The following is a 16,070-nucleotide window of genomic DNA, read 5'->3' as shown; positions in this document are numbered from 1 at the left end:
GCTCGCCCCTCCCCGGGGCGCACTGATAGACCGATACGAAATTACGAAGCAGAATCAAGAAGCAAAAAAACCCGCCGCCTAAGCAAAAGCCTCCTCCTCACGAGGATAAACCCGAACCAGCACAATCCGAGGCCCATTCATCTTCTTAACGACGATATCAAACCGATCGAACGCAACGCGTTGCCCCTCCGACGGTAAGTCGCCAAGCGCATTAATGACCAGCCCCCCGACCGATTCCGCCCGCCCTTCATCGATATCGATCCCGAGCGCACGCTCCAGCGATACAACCGGCAACGAGCCCTTGCCCATCAAAGTGCCATCGTCCATGCGCGACCAGTCCGCATCGCCCTGACGGAACTCATCGTGAATCTGGCCCACCAGCGCACCCAGCAAGTTATCGAGCGTAATGAAGCCAATGGGCTTCGCGCCCTTCCTCCCGACAAGCGCGAAATGCGGCGCACCCTTGCGAAAACGCCTGAACAACTCCAGCGCCGACAGATTCGGCGCAACGTACTGCACCGGCCGCGCATAACGCGACAGCTTTTCAAGCTTCTCGCCATCCTTGCTGAAACTGAAGCTGAACGTCTTGCTCCCGCCATCGCGCGCAAGCAACAAGTCTTTCAGATGGATCATGCCGATCACCCGCTCGCCCGATCCATCCGCATACAGCGGATATCGGCTGAAGCGATGCCGCGCAATCACCGCAAGATTTTCGCGCACCGATAAATCATTGCGCAGACCGACAAGCTCATGCCCCGGCCGCATCAGGTCCGACACCGTCATGCGGCTGAAATCGAGCGAATGCGCAATGGTGTTCCACTCATCCGCGTTATACGACGATGCCCCGCCAAGCCGGCGCCCGCGCAAGATCAGCTTGAGTTCATCGGTGGAGTAATGTGCGTCATGGCCATGCTCGGCCGATATGCCAAAAAGCCGCAACACCAGATTCGCACTGGAATTCAGCACCCAGATAAACGGGTACATCAGCCAATAGAAACCGTAAAGCGGCGTGGCAAGCCACAATCCCACCTGCTCGGCACGACGAATCGCCCATGACTTCGGCGCAAGTTCGCCAACGACGATGTGCAGGAAAGAAATGACCGTGAACGCGAAGAACAGGGAGATAGAGTCGACGAGCCGCTCCGACTCCACACCGATCAGCGCGAAAAGCGGATGCAGCAGCGATGCGAAAGCGGGCTCGCCAATCCATCCGAGCCCGAGCGATGCCAGCGTAATGCCCAACTGACATGCGGAGAGATAGGCGTCGAGCTGCCCGTGAACTTTCGCGAGCAGCCGGCCCGGTAGACCGTTGGTCCTGGCAATGGCCTTGACACGCGTCGCCCTGAGTTTGACGAGCCCGAATTCAGCAGCGACGAAAAAGCCATTCAGGGCGACCAGCAACAATGCGCCGATCAGCGCGACAACCTGAGCCAAAGCAACTCTCTTCGAAAGTGGAAAGCGTCAGTATATGGGCGACAGGCAATCGAAAGTGAAATTACATCCCGGCAACCGCGATGCGCGCCGATAGCACCACCTCCGTGCCATCGACGATATTCGCATGTTCGAACGCACCACCGTGCGCTTCGGTCACGCGCTTGCACAGCGCGAACGCCCATGCAATCCGCCCGCCCTCGCGCGGCTCGAGCGCCTGCCGTCTCGCAAAGGCTTCGAGCGCATGCGGCGCCGATGCATCCGTGAGCGCCTTGGCCGATGCCGTGAATCGCACGTCCGTGCGCCACATGTTCCCCTCGATCACGCTCACGACCTGCACGGTCGTATCGGGCGCACTGGCTTCGACCGCAAACGTCAACATGAGCCACAGCATCTGCGTGAGACGTTCGGCATCGCCTTCGACCTGCTCCTCCGCTAGCGGAGAGTCAACCGTTATAGCGACGCCACGCTGCAGCGCAAGGCTGCCTTTCGCAAGCGACACGCTTTTATCGAGCACTGGCCGGACGGCCACGGGCGCAAGCGACAACGCGAGCGCCTTGGTTTCGGCACGCGTCGTATCGACGGATTGCTCGATCAGCTTCACCTGCTGCTCGACACCCGAACGTATGCCCGCAAGCGCGCGCTGCGCGGCGGGATCCTTGGCGTCGACCTTTCGTTCGAGCACGTAACCCCAGCTATGAATCGCATTGAGCGGCCCGCGCAAGTCATGCGACACGACCGACAAGACATGATCGCGCATGAAAAGCGATGCCTCTGCCCGCAAATGCGCGAAGCGCTCGGCTTTTCCTTGCGTCTGTGAAGCACCCGTGCAAGGCGAAACGACGAGCGTGACCGATTCATTCGAAGGCAGCGCAAGAATGGCGAAGCTGCGCGTGGACTCGTCTTCTTCGATGGAAACCTGTGCACGACGGATGCCGTTGCCAGCAAGCGCGGCATCCGCAGCCTCGGCGAGCGCAGCAACGAGCGGCTTTGGCAAGGACGTTTCAGTCAGGGCGCGGCCCGTGAGGCCGGCGGAGCCGGTATCGAAGATATGTGCAAAGGCGGCGTCGGCAGAGAGGCAACGCTGGGCGGCATCGAGCACGAGCACGCCGTCATTTCCTGAAGCGGCCGGATCAATCTGCTGCGCGCCTCCGGGCTCGACCGTACTGGAGAAAGACGTGGTCACGGTTGTTGGTCCTTGCGTATATCGATGTTGCGGTTCATGTCGCCAAGAAACGGATGCTTGTCGGAGCCCGACCAAATCATTATATGTGAGCGCCTCTCCCGTTTGCGAAGCGTAAAACGCTTAATGCATCGAATCAGCAATCACCGTGCGCGGCGCTTTGCAATTGCCGTTGCGTTTCGTATATGCGGTTCAACACACCAAGCGGTCGGCGACGCGCCGGGGCATCGTGCGTCTTCGAACACTTTACCCTTACAAATGACTATAAGCTGCTTCTCAAGATAGCGCACTGGTCGGCCGGCCCTGCAACAGCATGGGCCGCGACGGGGAGTCGAATTCCGATCAGCAACGCCGCTCTCGGCCACGGTAAGCCTTAACTCAAAACATCAACCGGGTACACGAGTCCATGAAACGCGCCCGCAGCGTCGCGCCGACATTGCTGTCGGTGATTATTCCTGCCTATAACGTCGAGCATTACATCGCCGCTTCGCTCGAATCGGCACTCTCGCAACCACGCGCCAACGAGATCGAAATCATCGTCATCGACGACGGTTCGACAGACCGCACACTGCAACGCATCCGCGAAGTTCAGCGCAGCGAGCGCGGACAGCATATTCAGGTGATTCACCAGGAAAACCGTGGTGTGTCGGCTGCCCGCAATCGGGCGATCGCGCTGGCGTCATCGCCGTTCATCGGGTTCCTCGATTCGGACGATGTGTGGTCCGCCGATTTCACCGCGAAGATCATGCCGCTGCTCGACAGGAACGTGGCGGACATTGTCGAGTTCAACGTCGGCATCATCAATTCGAACGGCAAGCTCATCGAGCATCTCGAGTTGGTCCACCCCGCCACGACCGGTCCCCGCCCGTGCGATCTCAACGCGCTACTCGATTTCGCACGTGTTTATCAGGTCTTTCCCGTGGCGCGCGTGTACAGGCGCGAATTGTGGAACGGGATCGAATTTCCAGCGGGCCGCGTGTACGAGGACGCTTCCGCGATTCCGCTCGTTTATTCGCGTGCGCAAACGCTTTATCGCCTCGCCGACGATCTGTATTTCTATCGCCGGCGCGCGGGCAGCATCACCACTAAAGCGACGCCGTTCACGGTGATGAGTCTCACGACATGCGCGGAAGAAACACTCGCGCGCTGTAACGGCGGCTCGCTGGATACCTTCTGGCTCGCGATGTTCCATAAGGTGTTCGCGTACGCCTGCCATGAAGCCGCACGCGTCGATGCACGCGGCTTCGCTGAATCAATGCGAATGATGGAAGCGACCGCCGCGCGCTATCGCGTCTTTGCCGCGAATCGCACGGATACGCCTTCGGTGCTGCGCTTTCATACGCGAATCGTCGCGGACCGGCGCTGGTTCCAGACCAAGCGCATGGTGAAGCGCGTGCTCGGCAAGGAGTTGCGCGCGCCGTCGCCCGCGCCGCGCACCATCGCCACCGCCAATCAATGACAAGAACGAATAACAAGGCCAGAACGAGGGCGTGACATGCAGATCTATATGATAAGGCCCGGCTTCACGGCTGGCGACTGGTTCGAGCTTGCGGTGCAACCGGGCTCGCGATTTTCCATCGCCATCTATCAGCAACGCAGCGATGAAGACCTGACGAGCGTTGGCGGTGTCGCCGTTCAACCGGGCGGCAACGTGCGTGCCGAAATGATCAACGGCAGGATCGTGTTTCAGTCGCCGGGCAATCTCAAGCCCGTGCGTTTCGATGAACACTGGCGTTGGCCCATCGTCACCATCAAGCCGAATAACGACGATCTCGAAAGCGGCGCGTATGTTGCGATCGCCTATGAAGTCGGCACGAATGGCGAGCCGCTGACCGACCTCGGACGTCGCGTCGCTGCGCACAAGTCCATCTTCGCCGGGCCGCCCGATAGCGACAGCATGGCGCTCATCATCGCGAGGCCGCGCACGCCCTCCGCGGATATCGCGTATATCGTCCCGATCAATACGTATCACGCGTATAACTCGATGGGCGGCGGATGCTATTACGGCGATCCGATCCATCGCACACAGGCGCAAACGCGCGTGAGCCTCTTGCGGCCGGGCGGCGGTCTTGGCGCTCAACTCGGCGAACCCGCCGATCCATACGACATGCGCTCGCCCCGTCAGCAGTTCACGCACTGGGACGCGAAATTCATTCGCTGGCTGCGAGCCGAAGGCATTGCGTGTGACTTTTATACCGATCACGACCTGCATCGCGGCTCGCACCTCAAGCTCGAAGCCTATCGCTGCATGTTGAGCGTGGGGCATCACGAGTACTGGAGCAAGGAGATGCGCGGGCATGTCGCGCGCTTTATCGCCGATGGCGGCAATCTCGCGATCTTTAGCGGCAATACCTGCTTTCGCCCGATCGATTACGCGGACGCACCCATCGATGGCGATTACGCCGTCATGAATCGCCTTGGCGAGAAATGGCCGGGACACGACGAGTCAGATCTCATCGGCCTCTCGTATGGATACGGCGGCGGGAAATACGGCGTATGGAAGCGCCTGCGCGGCGGCTGGATCAAGCGCGAGCGCGAAGCAATCGGCTACACCGTGCGCGATGCGAACCACTGGGTTTTCGGCGGCACGGGCTTGCGCAATGGACAAACCTTCGGCGCAGTGGATCGCCTCGTCGGCTATGAAGTCGATGGCGTGCCGCCCGCGCCCAATGGTTTCGTCACGCTCGCCGATACAGTGAGACTCGAAGGCTGGGACATGGGCGGCATCGGTGCGATGGGCGTGTATCGGCCGAATCGCGACGGCAGCGTCACGAAAGGGCTCGTATTCAACGGCGGCACGACTGACTGGGCCCGCGTGCTGATGGACAAACACGCTGAAAGCCGGCTCGTGGTGGACCAGATCACGCGCAATGTAGTGCGCCGGTTCATCGGCTTGCCGCCGCATCATATTGTGCGTTCGGATGCGATCATCGACGGCGCGGAACGAGGCGCACGGAAGATAGCCGACAACGCATCGGCCTGAGCGATTTGCCCGCCGGAGCCGCGCGGCCCGGCGGTCGTTTTTCCCGCACAGCACATTGCGCGGAGAATTTGCGTGTGCAACCCCACTGAAGATTTATTTTTTTTCCGGTTTAATGCTCGCTGCGGACGCGTCGCGTCATCCCCGGCGGCTGGTCAATGGCGCCGCACTGACGCGCAGTCGTTCCAGCGTTGCTTCACCTCTCGCAATGCCCCTTTCGCATCCGCTGTCAGGCCAAGGCACGGACGCTTTACCCTCCTTGGCCGTGCGCCTCTGCCATGAAGGAATAACGCCGGACGAAACTATTCGTCTCGGGCGTTGTCATGGAAATGCCCGGTTGAAAGGGCAAAAATGCAGAAGGCAGCACTTTTTGCGTCATCGACACCAGGGCAGCAATTCAAGTCGGGAAAAATCGCTCAATGGCATCTTTTCGAAAGAACTTCACCATTCTGATGACGTTGCAGGTATCGACGTACCTAGCACCGCTTCTGACGCTGCCGTGGCTGGCGCGCGTCCTCGGCCCTAGCGAATATGGACGGCTTTCCTTCGCGATGGCCTTCACCACGTATTTCATCACGCTGACCAACTACAGCTTCTCGCTCACCGCGACACCCAAGATTTCGATTAACCGCGATAACCGTGCGCTGCGCTCCAAGATGTTCTGGGAGACGATGTACGCGCAGATAGCACTGTCCATCGCGGGCTTCATCGTGCTGGTCTTGCTGACGTTCATCGTGCCGATGCTCGCGGAAAACCGGGGCCTCCTGCTCGTCGGCTTCGGCATGGCGATCGGCTCCATGCTCATTCCCACGTGGTATTTCCAGGGCGTCGAAGACCTTGGCGTGATCAGCGCAATCGTGTTCGTGGGCCGCGCGCTCAGCATTCCGGCGATGTATCTGTTCGTGCGCCATCACGATGACGTCAACAACGCGATGCTCGTCAACACGCTCGTGCCGCTGCTGTCGGGCATCGCTATCTGCTTCTACCTGTATCTGCGGCGCGAGCTCGACTTCGTCCACGTATCGCTGAAGACCATCATCGAACGGCTGAAGGATGGCTGGAGCGTCTTCATGGCCACATCGCTCGTCGATATCTATGCGTCGAGCAATATCGTGCTGCTGACCTTCATCGCGGGCAACGTGGCGGGCGGTTACTTCGCTGCGGGCGACAAGTTGATCCGCGCGGCGCTGAACATGTTGCGGCCGCTCAAGACCGCCGCGTATCCGCGTGTGAGCTTTCTGATGCACCATGCACGCGATGATGCATTCGCGTTCCTGCGAAAGATGTTCGTGGTGCAAGGCGCGATCGTGTCGATCATCTCGGTGTGCATTTTCTTCGGCGCACCGCTCGCAGTGAAATTGCTCTACGGACCGCAGTTCGGCCCGACGGTGGACGTGCTGCGCTGGATGGCCTTCGTCCCTCTGATGTCCGGGCTGGCCGATCTCTTCGGCGTTCAGACGATGCTTCCGCTCGGCATGAAGTCGCACTTCAGCCGCGTGCTGATTGGCTCCGCCGTGCTCAACTTCGCGTTGCTCGGGGTGCTGGCGACGCTGTTCCACGAGCAGGGCGCAGCGGCGACCGTGCTGGTCGTCGAGACCGCCATCGCGGCGGCAATGGCTTTTACGCTGCATCTCGAAGGCGTGCCGTTGCTCAAGCGCCAGCGTCCGATGACGGAAGGCGCCAATTAATCACCCTGGCGCGTTTCCTGCTGGTAGACGTGCTCCCTTTCCCGTTCCGGCACCGCCGGAACGTCCGTGCCTAACGCCCTGAAACCCGAATTGGCCGCTCAACAGCAGCGGCCTTTGCACGCCTGAGCGCTGCGCTACTCCAGATGTTGGAGCCTTGTATGTGGGGTTCCGCACGGACGGGCGACGGTTCGGGGTTTAAGGTACTAGGTAAGAATACTTATTGTGAGCGGTGGAATGAAACCAGACGACCTTTCGTTCGAACGCGTGCAGAAGCTGGTGGAGCGCGCCGAAAACCTGCGCATGCAATCGGCTGCAATCCCGGTCAAGGATTTGCGGGTGCTTCTCGAAGTTTGCGAAGTCGCCTTCTCGCAGCAGGCATTGGCGAATGCCAAGGCCGAACCCGAAGTCAATTGACTTCGGCAGCAGGACCCAAAGCTCGCTGTCGATCTTGCCGCCCCTGATGACTAGGGGCGCAACGGCAAGTCGCACGGCTACACATTCACTACCGGCTTTGCGTCGTGCAAACTCACTCGCGTATCGAAGAATGCGCCGTCTTTCGACGGGACGGCGCGACTCCGATTGCCGAAACTGAATTCCTCGCCTGGTGCGAGGAAAGCCTTTCGCTGAACAGGCTGGCTCCTGTATCAACGAAACGCACACAATTCAATCGAGCAGCAAAACAAGACTTGTGAATCGAGTGGCCGACATTGCATTCGATTAGTGATGCTGCGTGTCGGCTTCATTCCCTTGTGTTTCGCTTTCAACGTGTATTCGCGCACAGTCCCGCCCTGCTTAGCTCGGGGATATGTGTGCTACCAACTATTGACAGGACCTGGCCGCGCATATTCTCCATTGCGAGTGCAACGGGGTGCGTGGCAATACACTAAAAAAAAGAGTCCAGGAATGAAAGAGATCGTCCACATAACCGAGGCGTTCGGTGGCGGGGTGTTGTCTATGCTGACGCAACTGTCGAACCGCGCAGCGGCGGCAGGAGTCAGTGTCACGATCCTTCATTCCATACGGCCGGAGAGCCCCGTCAACTTCTCGAAGCTCTTTCATCCCGCAGTCAGGCTCGTCCACGTGGACATGTGCCGTGATGTTCATCCGGTCAAGGACTGGACCGGTCTCTGGGATCTCGTGCGCGCGCTTCGCCATTGCGATCCTTCCGTGGTGCATCTTCATTCGTCGAAGGCAGGCGTGCTTGGCCGCGCTGCCGCACGCATTGCAACGCCTGACGCACGGATCTTCTATTCGCCTCATGGCCTGTCCTTTCTGCGCCGTGATGTATCGCCTGCAAAGCAACTGGCTTACTTGAACTTCGAACGCATTGCGGCGCGCATGGGCGGCGTCATCGTCGCGTGTTCGGCGAGTGAGTTACAGGAGATCGAAAGCAAGGTCAATCCGCGCAGCGCGGTGCTGATAGAGAACGGTGTCAACGTATCGGAGATACCGCCGCGCATCGAGAAGAACGATGATCGCATCGTGATCGGCATGAGCGGACGCGCGTCGTATCAGAAAAATCACGAAGCATTCGCCAGGCTTGCAACTACTTTGCAAACGCCGAACGTCGGCTTCTCGTGGATAGGCGGCAATCCCGACGAGTTGCCCGTTGAAGCGCGCAGCGCCGTTGCATGCAGCGGATGGGTCCCGCGCGATCGTGCGCTTGAACTGACTGCGCAGCTCGATGTCTATGTGCAGACATCACGCTGGGAAGGCATGCCGATCGCGCTCATCGAAGCACAGGTCGCCGGCATTCCCGCTGTCGTCACGGATGTCGTCGGCAATCGCGATGTCGTGAGGCATGGTGTGACAGGCTTCGTCGCGACGAGCATCGAAGAGATGGGGGCATACATCGCCCGCCTGCGTGACGATCCCGCGCTACGTGCGCGCATGGGCGCTGCCGCGAGACACGCCGCGAGCGCGCGCTTCTCGATGGACACGATCTTTCGTCAATGGCTGTCGATCTACGAAACGGGATCCGGCAAGCCGGTGCGCGAACCACTCGGGGCAAACGAAGTCGCATCGTATGAAGCCCGGCCGGATTCACAGTTTTAAAGCGAAATACATGGACACTTCGATCGCAACCAGCAAGCTCGTTTATAACGGGCGATTCACGAGCCAGAAGACGACGGGCGTGCAGCGTGTCGCACGCGAACTCGTCGCTGCGCTCGTGAAGCTGCCGGAGGGCGCGCACGTGATGCTCGCGGTGCCTCCGCAGTCCGGGCTCGTGCCGGTCGATGGCGTGCCCACGGTCAAGCTCGGATTCGGCAAGGGTGTGCTGTGGGAGCAGTTCGTGCTGCCGCTATTTGCAGGGCGATCGCGCATCGTCAATTTGAGCAACTCGGGCTCGATCTTTCGTCGCAACCAGATCATCTACATGCACGATGCGGCGGTGTTCGACACGCCCGCGCATTTCTCGTGGAAGTTTCGCATGTGGTATCGCGTGATGTTCTGGATTCTCGCGCGCACGTCGAGTTGTGTGCTGACGAACTCGATGTTTTCGCGGGACCGGCTTGCGCATCATGTGGGCGTTGCGCCCGAGCGCATCGGCGTGGTGCCGCTCGCTGCGGATCATCTCGATCATGTCGTAGCCGATGATTCAGTCATCGCGGAATTAAATCTCACGGCCAATCGTTACGTCCTGGCAGTGAGCAGCATGAATCCGACCAAGAATTTCAAGCGGCTGGTCGAGGCTTTCATGCGTCTGAACGATCCGTCGATCGACCTCGTCATCGTCGGTATGAAGAATACAGCGATTTTCGGTAAGGCACAGGATTTGTCGAACGCACCCAACATCAAGGAAGCAGGCTATGTGAGCGACGAAAAACTCAAGGCGCTGTATCAGCATGCAGCATGTTTCCTGTATCCGTCGATCTATGAAGGCTTCGGCATTCCTCCGCTGGAGGCAATGCGCAACGGATGCCCCACGCTCGTCGGACGCGCTGCGGCGCTGCCGGAAGCATGCGGTGACGCGTCGATCTATTGCGATCCTTATTCGGTCGACGACATGGCGACAAAGCTGCGGGAACTGCTCGATTCGCCTAAGCTAAGCGAAGACCTCAGGCGCCGTGGACTCGCGCACGCCGAGCGCTATCGTTGGACGGAAAGTGCGCGGCTGCTGATGCAATTCGTCAACAGGCAGTAAATACGCGCACGGCGCGCGCTGTTAGGGGAGAAAGCCGGTGAACGTTGGAATCTATTGTGACTCGGGCATCAACGGTGGGCATGAAGAGATGCTCAAGCGGTTCATGCTCGCGCTCATCACGAGCGGAAATGTACAAACGCTGCACATCCTCGTGCCGAAGAGCAATGCGGCGCTGCATCGCTATGTGAGCGAACTGGCGCGCCACAATGCCAAGGTGCGCATGGTGAGCCTGTCATACACCGCGGAATCGATACGCGGCGATCTGTTCGCGCTATTCCGCGCGATCCGCTCAACCGCTGCGACGCTGCGCACGCTGCAGCTTTCGAAGCTGTTGATCGCGCAGGGCACGATCGTATCGGGCATCGCCGGGCTGTTTGCCGCGCGTTATGCGCGTGTGCGTGCGTTGAGCTACTTGCCGCTCGTCGATGACGGCCCGGCCACCGAAAGCTCAACGGATAAGGTCAAGTGGCTCGCGAAGCGCGTAATGTATCGGATGCCTGATGAATTCGTGACCCTCAACGAGCATCTGCGCGGGAAGCTGCGCACGCTCGCGCCGCATGCGCGAACGATGATTCTCGAGAACTACGTCGATGACCGCTTCAGCCGCTCGATGCTGACGAAGTCAGCGGCGCGCGCATCGCTCGGCTTGCCCGATGATGGAACCACGGTCATCGCGCACATCGGCCGCATCAACTTCAAGCAGAAGCGCCAGGACTTTCTGCTCGAAGCGATCGAGCGTCACCCGGAAGCGTTCAAGCGGACCATCGTGCTGATCATCGGTGAAGGCGCCGATGCGGCGCGGCTCGCAGCGATGGTCGATGCCAGCCCGACGCTGACTGCGTGCGTGCGGATCGCCGGTCCGAAGAGCGACGTGCTGCCGTATATCGTCGCGAGCGATACGCTCGTGCTGCCATCGGCTTTCGAAGGCGTGCCGCTCGTGATGATCGAAGCGGTGCTCGCGGAGCGTCCCATCGTGGTATCCCGCATCTGCGGCCTCGATTCGTATCTGCCCGATGCGCTGCTTTTCCCCGCCGGCGATCACGACGCTTTCGTCGAGCGCATCTTTGCCGCCCGCGACGTGCCGATGGCCGCGCTCACCAGCGACTTCCGCCGCCGCTTCTCGCGCGAGGTATTCGAAGCGCAGGCGCAGAACGTGATGATGCCGGCGACGCCATCGCGCGGCGCGTATGACCCGGCATCGCCGCAGCCTTCTGATTTGCTCGCGAAGTAAGCTGGGGGCGCCATGCGAGCGGTGGTGCTTGCATGGCGCCCTCCGGCGCACGCCTCATCCCTTCCCCCGCTCCGTTCTACAATGCTGGTTTCGACCATCGGCGCTATGCCGTGCAACCAGGGAGCAAACATGTCGACAGTCACGACCGATTCCGGTCTCAAGTATGAAGACGTCACCGTCGGCGAAGGCGCCGAAGCCGTCGCGGGCAAGACGGTCAGCGTGCATTACACCGGCTGGCTGACCGACGGCCAGAAGTTTGATTCCAGCAAGGATCGCAACGAGCCCTTCGCCTTCGTCCTCGGCGGCGGCATGGTCATCAAGGGCTGGGATGAAGGCGTGCAGGGCATGAAGGTCGGCGGCGTGCGCCGTCTCACCATTCCGGCGCAACTCGGCTATGGCGTGCGCGGCGCAGGCGGCGTGATTCCGCCGAACGCGACGCTCGTGTTCGAAGTGGAACTGCTGGACGTCTGAGGTACACGTGAGCGCGCCGCTCGCCCTCTCCACGCCCACGGTCTCACTGCGCCGCTATGAACAGGTGCAGGCGTCGGATGAACACGACTTTCATCAGATCGTGCTCGGCTTCGACGGTGCGATGGGCATGGCTGTGGATGGCCGCGAGTCGCAGATTGACCGCCATCGCGCGTGGATCATTCCGGCCGGCGCGCGTCACGAATACTGGGCCGAAGGGGTGAATCGCCAGCTCGTGCTGGATCTCCCGGCATCATCGGTGGCGGTGCCGGCGCGCTTCTTCGAACGCGCCCGCACTGTCGATCTCGATGCCTGCATCACCGAACTCGTCGCGAACGTGGCTACCAGCGTGACCATCGACGATGCCGCGTTGCCGCGACGTTTTGCCTGGCAAGCGGCCACGCGTCTGTGCAGCGCATTGATGGCCGACGCCGGCGCATCGCCGGGTGATGAAATGCGCGCGCTCGACTTCGCCCGCATCGACCGATGGCTGCGCGCGCATCTCTCGGAGCCGCTGCGGGTGGCCGATCTCGCCGCGCACTGCGGCTTCGGCATGCGGCGCTTTCATCAACTGTTCAACGAAGCGTTCGGCGAGACGCCGCATCGCTATCTGCTGCGCTTGCGGCTCGATACGGCGCTCACGCTGCTTGCCGATCCGCGCACTACGCTGACCGCTATCGCGCTCGATGTCGGCTTCGCCGATCAAAGCGCGTTCACGCATGCGTTCTCCAGACGCTTCGGCATCGCGCCGGGGCAATGGCGCAACAGCGGCCTCATGCGCGCACAGTAGACGCAAAAAAGCCCGCTCGTCTGAACGACGCAGCGGGCTTCAATCAAAGCCGCAAAGGGCTTATTCCACCGACAGTTGCAAATGCAGTTGCGAGCGCGCCGGACCGCCATCGAGCGCTTCGCCCGCGATGTCGCGATCCGTCTGCTCCTGCGGCGCAAGACGCGCGGTCTCGATGCGATCGAGATAGTCCGTCGTGACATCGCCGGTGATGTAATTGCCGTCGAAGCACGATGCCTCGAACTCCTTCAGCGCCGGATTGATATCGCGCACCGCGCTCTTCAGATCCTCGACGTCCTGATACACCAGATAGTCCGCGCCGATCATGCGCGCGACTTCGTCGTCGCTGCGGCCATGCGCGACGAGTTCGCCACGCGTCGGCATGTCGATGCCGTACACGTTCGGGAATTTCACCGGCGGCGCGGCGGACGCGAAAATGACCTTGTTCGCGCCGGCATCGCGGGCCATCTGCACGATTTCATGCGAGGTCGTGCCGCGCACGATCGAATCGTCGACGATCAGCACGTTCTTGCCCTTGAACTCGATGCCCATTGCGTTCAGCTTCTGACGCACCGACTTCTTGCGCACCGCCTGGCCCGGCATGATGAACGTGCGGCCCACGTAGCGATTCTTGAAGAAGCCCTCGCGATATTCGACGCCGAGCTTCGCCGCCACCTGCATCGCGGCGGGGCGCGACGAATCGGGAATCGGCATGACGACGTCGATCGGCACGTCGGGCAGCACGCGCTTGATCTTCTCGGCGAGATAGTCGCCCATACGCAGACGCGCGTTGTAGACCGGCACGCCATCCAGACAGGAATCCGGACGCGCGAGATAAACCAGTTCGAAGATGCAGGGGTTCAGCACCGGCTTTTCGGCGCATTGGTGGCTGTGCAGATTGCCTTCGGCGTCGATGAAAATCGCTTCGCCCGGCTCGACATCGCGCACGAACTCGAAACCGATACCCTCGATCGCCACCGATTCCGACGCGACCATCCACTCGACGCCCGTCGACGTTTCGAGCTTGCCGAGCACGAGCGGGCGAATGCCGAACGGATCGCGGAACGCGACGAGACCGTAGCCCGCGATCAGCGAAACGATCGCATACGAGCCCTTCACGCGGCGATGCACGCCCCCGACCGCCTTCCACAGCGCGGCGGCGTCGAGCTGCAGGCCCGAGCTTGCCAGCTGCAGTTCGTGCGCGAAGACGTTGAGCAGGACTTCGGTATCCGATGCGGTGTTGATGTGCCGGCGATCGATCCGGAACATCTCGTCCTTCAACTGCATCCAGTTCGTCAGATTGCCGTTGTGCGCGAGGATGATGCCGAACGGTGCGTTGACGTAGAACGGCTGGGCTTCTTCCTCGTTCGATGCCGAACCGGCCGTCGGGTAGCGCACTTGCCCGATGCCGACCGTGCCCGGCAGGCTGCGCATGTTGCGCGTGCGGAACACGTCGCGCACCATGCCGTTGGCCTTGTGCATGTGGAAGTTGTTGCCGTTGGCCGTGGCGATGCCCGCCGCGTCCTGACCGCGATGCTGCAGCAGCAGCAAGGCGTCATAGATGACCTGATTGACAGGGCTTTGGGAAACTACACCTACGATGCCGCACATGGCATGGTCCTTCAAAGAGTCGAAACGGGGTCGAAAGGCGTGCCGCCTGCGCGCGTTGCCCCGGCTCGTACAAGCCGAACCAGAGGCGACGCAGTGTGGCGTCGCGCGTTCCTCGTGTAGCCAGCCGTTCGTCTATTGTGCGGCGTTTCGCGCCGGATCGCCCGGATCGGGGGCGACGTGCACATACGCGGCGAGCGTATCGGGAAGCAGCGGTTTCAGTTCGCGCACGCCCTGCTCGACCGTCGGCCTGAGCAGCGCATTGCGCCAAAAATCCTTCTGCGGCAATTCGGTCAAGCCGGCAAGGGCGACCAGGATCACCACCAGTATCGCGCCTCTGGCGAGGCCGAACAGCAAGCCCAGCGAGCGGTCCACGCCGCGCAGGCCGGTGACTTCGGTGATGCGCGTCAAAAGCGCCGACAGGACGCTCGACAGCAGCAGCACTGCGCCGACCACCAGCAGAAACGCGATGAGCCATTGCGTCAGCGCGCCGCCCGGCCATGTGGACGGGATATACGGCACGACGACGCCGACGAAGCGGCCCGCGATCAGTATCGCGGCAATCCACCCCACCAGTCCGAAGGCTTCGGCCAGCAACCCGCGCCACATGCCGCGCAACGCCGACAAGCCGATCACCGCCATTACCGCGTAGTCGAAGCTCGTAAACATCGGCGCTTAGTTCGACGCCGAACGCTTGCCGCCGGCGAGTCCCGCCTGGCGCACCTTCACGAGCGCCGCCGACGCCGCCGCGCGATCCGGGAACGGTCCCGCTCGCAGCAACGCACGGGACGAGCCGTCCGTCTGCTGCCGATGCTCGACATATGCGGGCACACCCGCGGCTTTCAACTTGTGAACCCAGTTCTGCGCGGCGGTTTCGTCGTCGAAGGTGCCGATTTGCAGCACGAAGCGGCTGCCTGCGGGCGACGACGGCGTGTTCGCGGTGGCGGAAGTCGTGTTGCTGGTGTTGTCTGTGTCTCCTGCCTGCTCGACAGCCTGCGGCTTGGCGGCCGGCTTCGCGGCAACGGCTGGCTTCGGTTCCGGCCTCGGTTCCGACTTGGCTTCGGGCTTCGGTTCAGGCTTCGCTTGCGCAACCGGCGCGGACGCTTGCGGCTGCTGCGTTTGCGCCACGGCCGGCGCCGATGTTGGCGCAGGACCGTCATGCGCGACGCCCGCTTGCGTATCGGCGTCTTCCGCGTCGCGCGATTGCTTCGCGGCCGGCGCGGCGCGGCTAGGAATGTCGATGGAAATGTCGTCGGTGACGGGCTTCGGGCGCGAATCCAGCACCATCGGTAGAACGATGACCGCCGCCAGCACCAGCGCGATCGCGCCGACCAGCCTGCGGCGCGCGCGCTGCTTCTCGGGTAGGGTGGGGTCGAGCATCATCGCGTCGGCGTCCGTGCGCTCCGAGCGGCGCGTGCGGCGTTCCGTGCGCACGGTATGACGCGAGCCGCGCGGGGAATCGGGGTATGCGTCGCTCGCCGCGCGTGCGTCGTCTTTCTTGCCGAACGAGAAAAGTCCCATGTATGGCTTGGTGCGAGATGCTTGGACG

Annotated in this window: 14 protein-coding genes; 9 read left to right on the top strand and 5 right to left on the bottom strand. The window is 61.5% G+C overall.

From position 1 onward, the window contains the following. Window positions 1–78 precede the first annotated feature (78 nt). Both AB6804_RS16090 and AB6804_RS16085 read right to left on the bottom strand, forming a co-directional pair. Window positions 79–1,434: a hemolysin family protein gene (locus AB6804_RS16090; RefSeq protein WP_244795522.1), complete on the bottom strand. Its 1,356-nt coding sequence runs from the start codon at window positions 1,432–1,434 to the stop codon at window positions 79–81. Between the two features lie 61 nt (window positions 1,435–1,495). After that, on the bottom strand, window positions 1,496–2,617 hold the full coding sequence (locus AB6804_RS16085; RefSeq protein ID WP_370887270.1) for a sensor histidine kinase: 1,122 nt from the start codon (window positions 2,615–2,617) through the stop codon (window positions 1,496–1,498). 403 nt (window positions 2,618–3,020) lie between these two features. On the opposite strand from AB6804_RS16085, the gene AB6804_RS16080 reads away from it, so the two are divergent. The 9 genes from AB6804_RS16080 to AB6804_RS16040 all read left to right on the top strand — a co-directional run bounded on the left by AB6804_RS16080 (window position 3,021) and on the right by AB6804_RS16040 (window position 12,916). After that, on the top strand, window positions 3,021–4,073 hold the full coding sequence (locus AB6804_RS16080) for a glycosyltransferase family 2 protein (protein ID WP_370887269.1): 1,053 nt from the start codon (window positions 3,021–3,023) through the stop codon (window positions 4,071–4,073). 36 nt (window positions 4,074–4,109) lie between these two features. After that, complete coding sequence (locus AB6804_RS16075) at window positions 4,110–5,597, top strand: N,N-dimethylformamidase beta subunit family domain-containing protein (RefSeq protein WP_370887268.1); 1,488 nt, start codon at window positions 4,110–4,112, stop codon at window positions 5,595–5,597. A gap of 416 nt (window positions 5,598–6,013) precedes the next feature. After that, window positions 6,014–7,282: a flippase gene (locus AB6804_RS16070; RefSeq protein WP_370887267.1), complete on the top strand. Its 1,269-nt coding sequence runs from the start codon at window positions 6,014–6,016 to the stop codon at window positions 7,280–7,282. A gap of 222 nt (window positions 7,283–7,504) precedes the next feature. Further along, window positions 7,505–7,696 (top strand): hypothetical protein, encoded by a 192-nt coding sequence (locus tag AB6804_RS16065; protein WP_370887266.1) that lies wholly within the window; start codon window positions 7,505–7,507, stop codon window positions 7,694–7,696. 489 nt (window positions 7,697–8,185) lie between these two features. Further along, complete coding sequence (locus tag AB6804_RS16060; protein ID WP_370887265.1) at window positions 8,186–9,337, top strand: glycosyltransferase; 1,152 nt, start codon at window positions 8,186–8,188, stop codon at window positions 9,335–9,337. 10 nt (window positions 9,338–9,347) lie between these two features. Next, window positions 9,348–10,427, top strand: a complete 1,080-nt coding sequence (locus tag AB6804_RS16055; protein WP_370887264.1) for a glycosyltransferase family 4 protein — start codon at window positions 9,348–9,350, stop codon at window positions 10,425–10,427. A 37-nt stretch (window positions 10,428–10,464) separates the two neighbouring features. Then, window positions 10,465–11,658, top strand: coding sequence for a glycosyltransferase (locus AB6804_RS16050; protein WP_370887263.1), 1,194 nt, complete (start codon window positions 10,465–10,467; stop codon window positions 11,656–11,658). 129 nt (window positions 11,659–11,787) lie between these two features. Continuing rightward, entirely contained in the window at window positions 11,788–12,129 is a 342-nt protein-coding gene (locus AB6804_RS16045) for an FKBP-type peptidyl-prolyl cis-trans isomerase (RefSeq protein WP_244795515.1), read from the top strand. Window positions 12,130–12,136: 7 nt separating this feature from the next. After that, entirely contained in the window at window positions 12,137–12,916 is a 780-nt protein-coding gene (locus AB6804_RS16040; RefSeq protein WP_370887262.1) for a helix-turn-helix domain-containing protein, read from the top strand. 60 nt (window positions 12,917–12,976) lie between these two features. Here the strand turns inward: AB6804_RS16040 and purF are convergent, their stop codons facing one another. From purF to AB6804_RS16025, 3 genes are all read right to left on the bottom strand, one after another. Next, a complete protein-coding gene (gene purF, locus AB6804_RS16035) occupies window positions 12,977–14,524 on the bottom strand; it encodes an amidophosphoribosyltransferase (RefSeq protein WP_370887261.1) in 1,548 nt (515 codons plus the stop codon). A gap of 132 nt (window positions 14,525–14,656) precedes the next feature. Then, a complete protein-coding gene (locus AB6804_RS16030) occupies window positions 14,657–15,190 on the bottom strand; it encodes a CvpA family protein (protein WP_035968846.1) in 534 nt (177 codons plus the stop codon). A gap of 6 nt (window positions 15,191–15,196) precedes the next feature. Beyond that, the gene (locus tag AB6804_RS16025; RefSeq protein WP_370887260.1) at window positions 15,197–16,042 is read right to left on the bottom strand and encodes an SPOR domain-containing protein; all 846 of its coding nucleotides are present in this window, start codon (window positions 16,040–16,042) and stop codon (window positions 15,197–15,199) included. Between the last annotated feature and the right edge of the window lie 28 nt (window positions 16,043–16,070).

It is taken from the genome of Caballeronia sp. RCC_10 (assembly GCF_041360715.1).
Classification (GTDB): domain Bacteria; phylum Pseudomonadota; class Gammaproteobacteria; order Burkholderiales; family Burkholderiaceae; genus Caballeronia; species Caballeronia grimmiae.
The sequence above is the reverse complement of the archived record's forward strand: the minus strand, read 5'-3'. Positions and strand labels throughout refer to the sequence as shown.

Excerpts from the sequence above, each read along its gene's own strand:
- AB6804_RS16060 (WP_370887265.1), top strand. The coding sequence starts at position 8,186 with ATGAAAGAGATCGTCCACATAACCGAGGCGTTCGGTGGCGGGGTGTTG.
- AB6804_RS16075 (WP_370887268.1), top strand. The coding sequence starts at position 4,110 with ATGCAGATCTATATGATAAGGCCCGGCTTCACGGCTGGCGACTGGTTC.
- AB6804_RS16030 (WP_035968846.1), bottom strand. The coding sequence starts at position 15,190 with ATGTTTACGAGCTTCGACTACGCGGTAATGGCGGTGATCGGCTTGTCG.
- AB6804_RS16070 (WP_370887267.1), top strand. The coding sequence starts at position 6,014 with ATGGCATCTTTTCGAAAGAACTTCACCATTCTGATGACGTTGCAGGTA.
- AB6804_RS16055 (WP_370887264.1), top strand. The coding sequence starts at position 9,348 with ATGGACACTTCGATCGCAACCAGCAAGCTCGTTTATAACGGGCGATTC.
- AB6804_RS16025 (WP_370887260.1), bottom strand. The coding sequence starts at position 16,042 with ATGGGACTTTTCTCGTTCGGCAAGAAAGACGACGCACGCGCGGCGAGC.
- purF (WP_370887261.1), bottom strand. The coding sequence starts at position 14,524 with ATGTGCGGCATCGTAGGTGTAGTTTCCCAAAGCCCTGTCAATCAGGTC.
- AB6804_RS16080 (WP_370887269.1), top strand. The coding sequence starts at position 3,021 with ATGAAACGCGCCCGCAGCGTCGCGCCGACATTGCTGTCGGTGATTATT.
- AB6804_RS16045 (WP_244795515.1), top strand. The coding sequence starts at position 11,788 with ATGTCGACAGTCACGACCGATTCCGGTCTCAAGTATGAAGACGTCACC.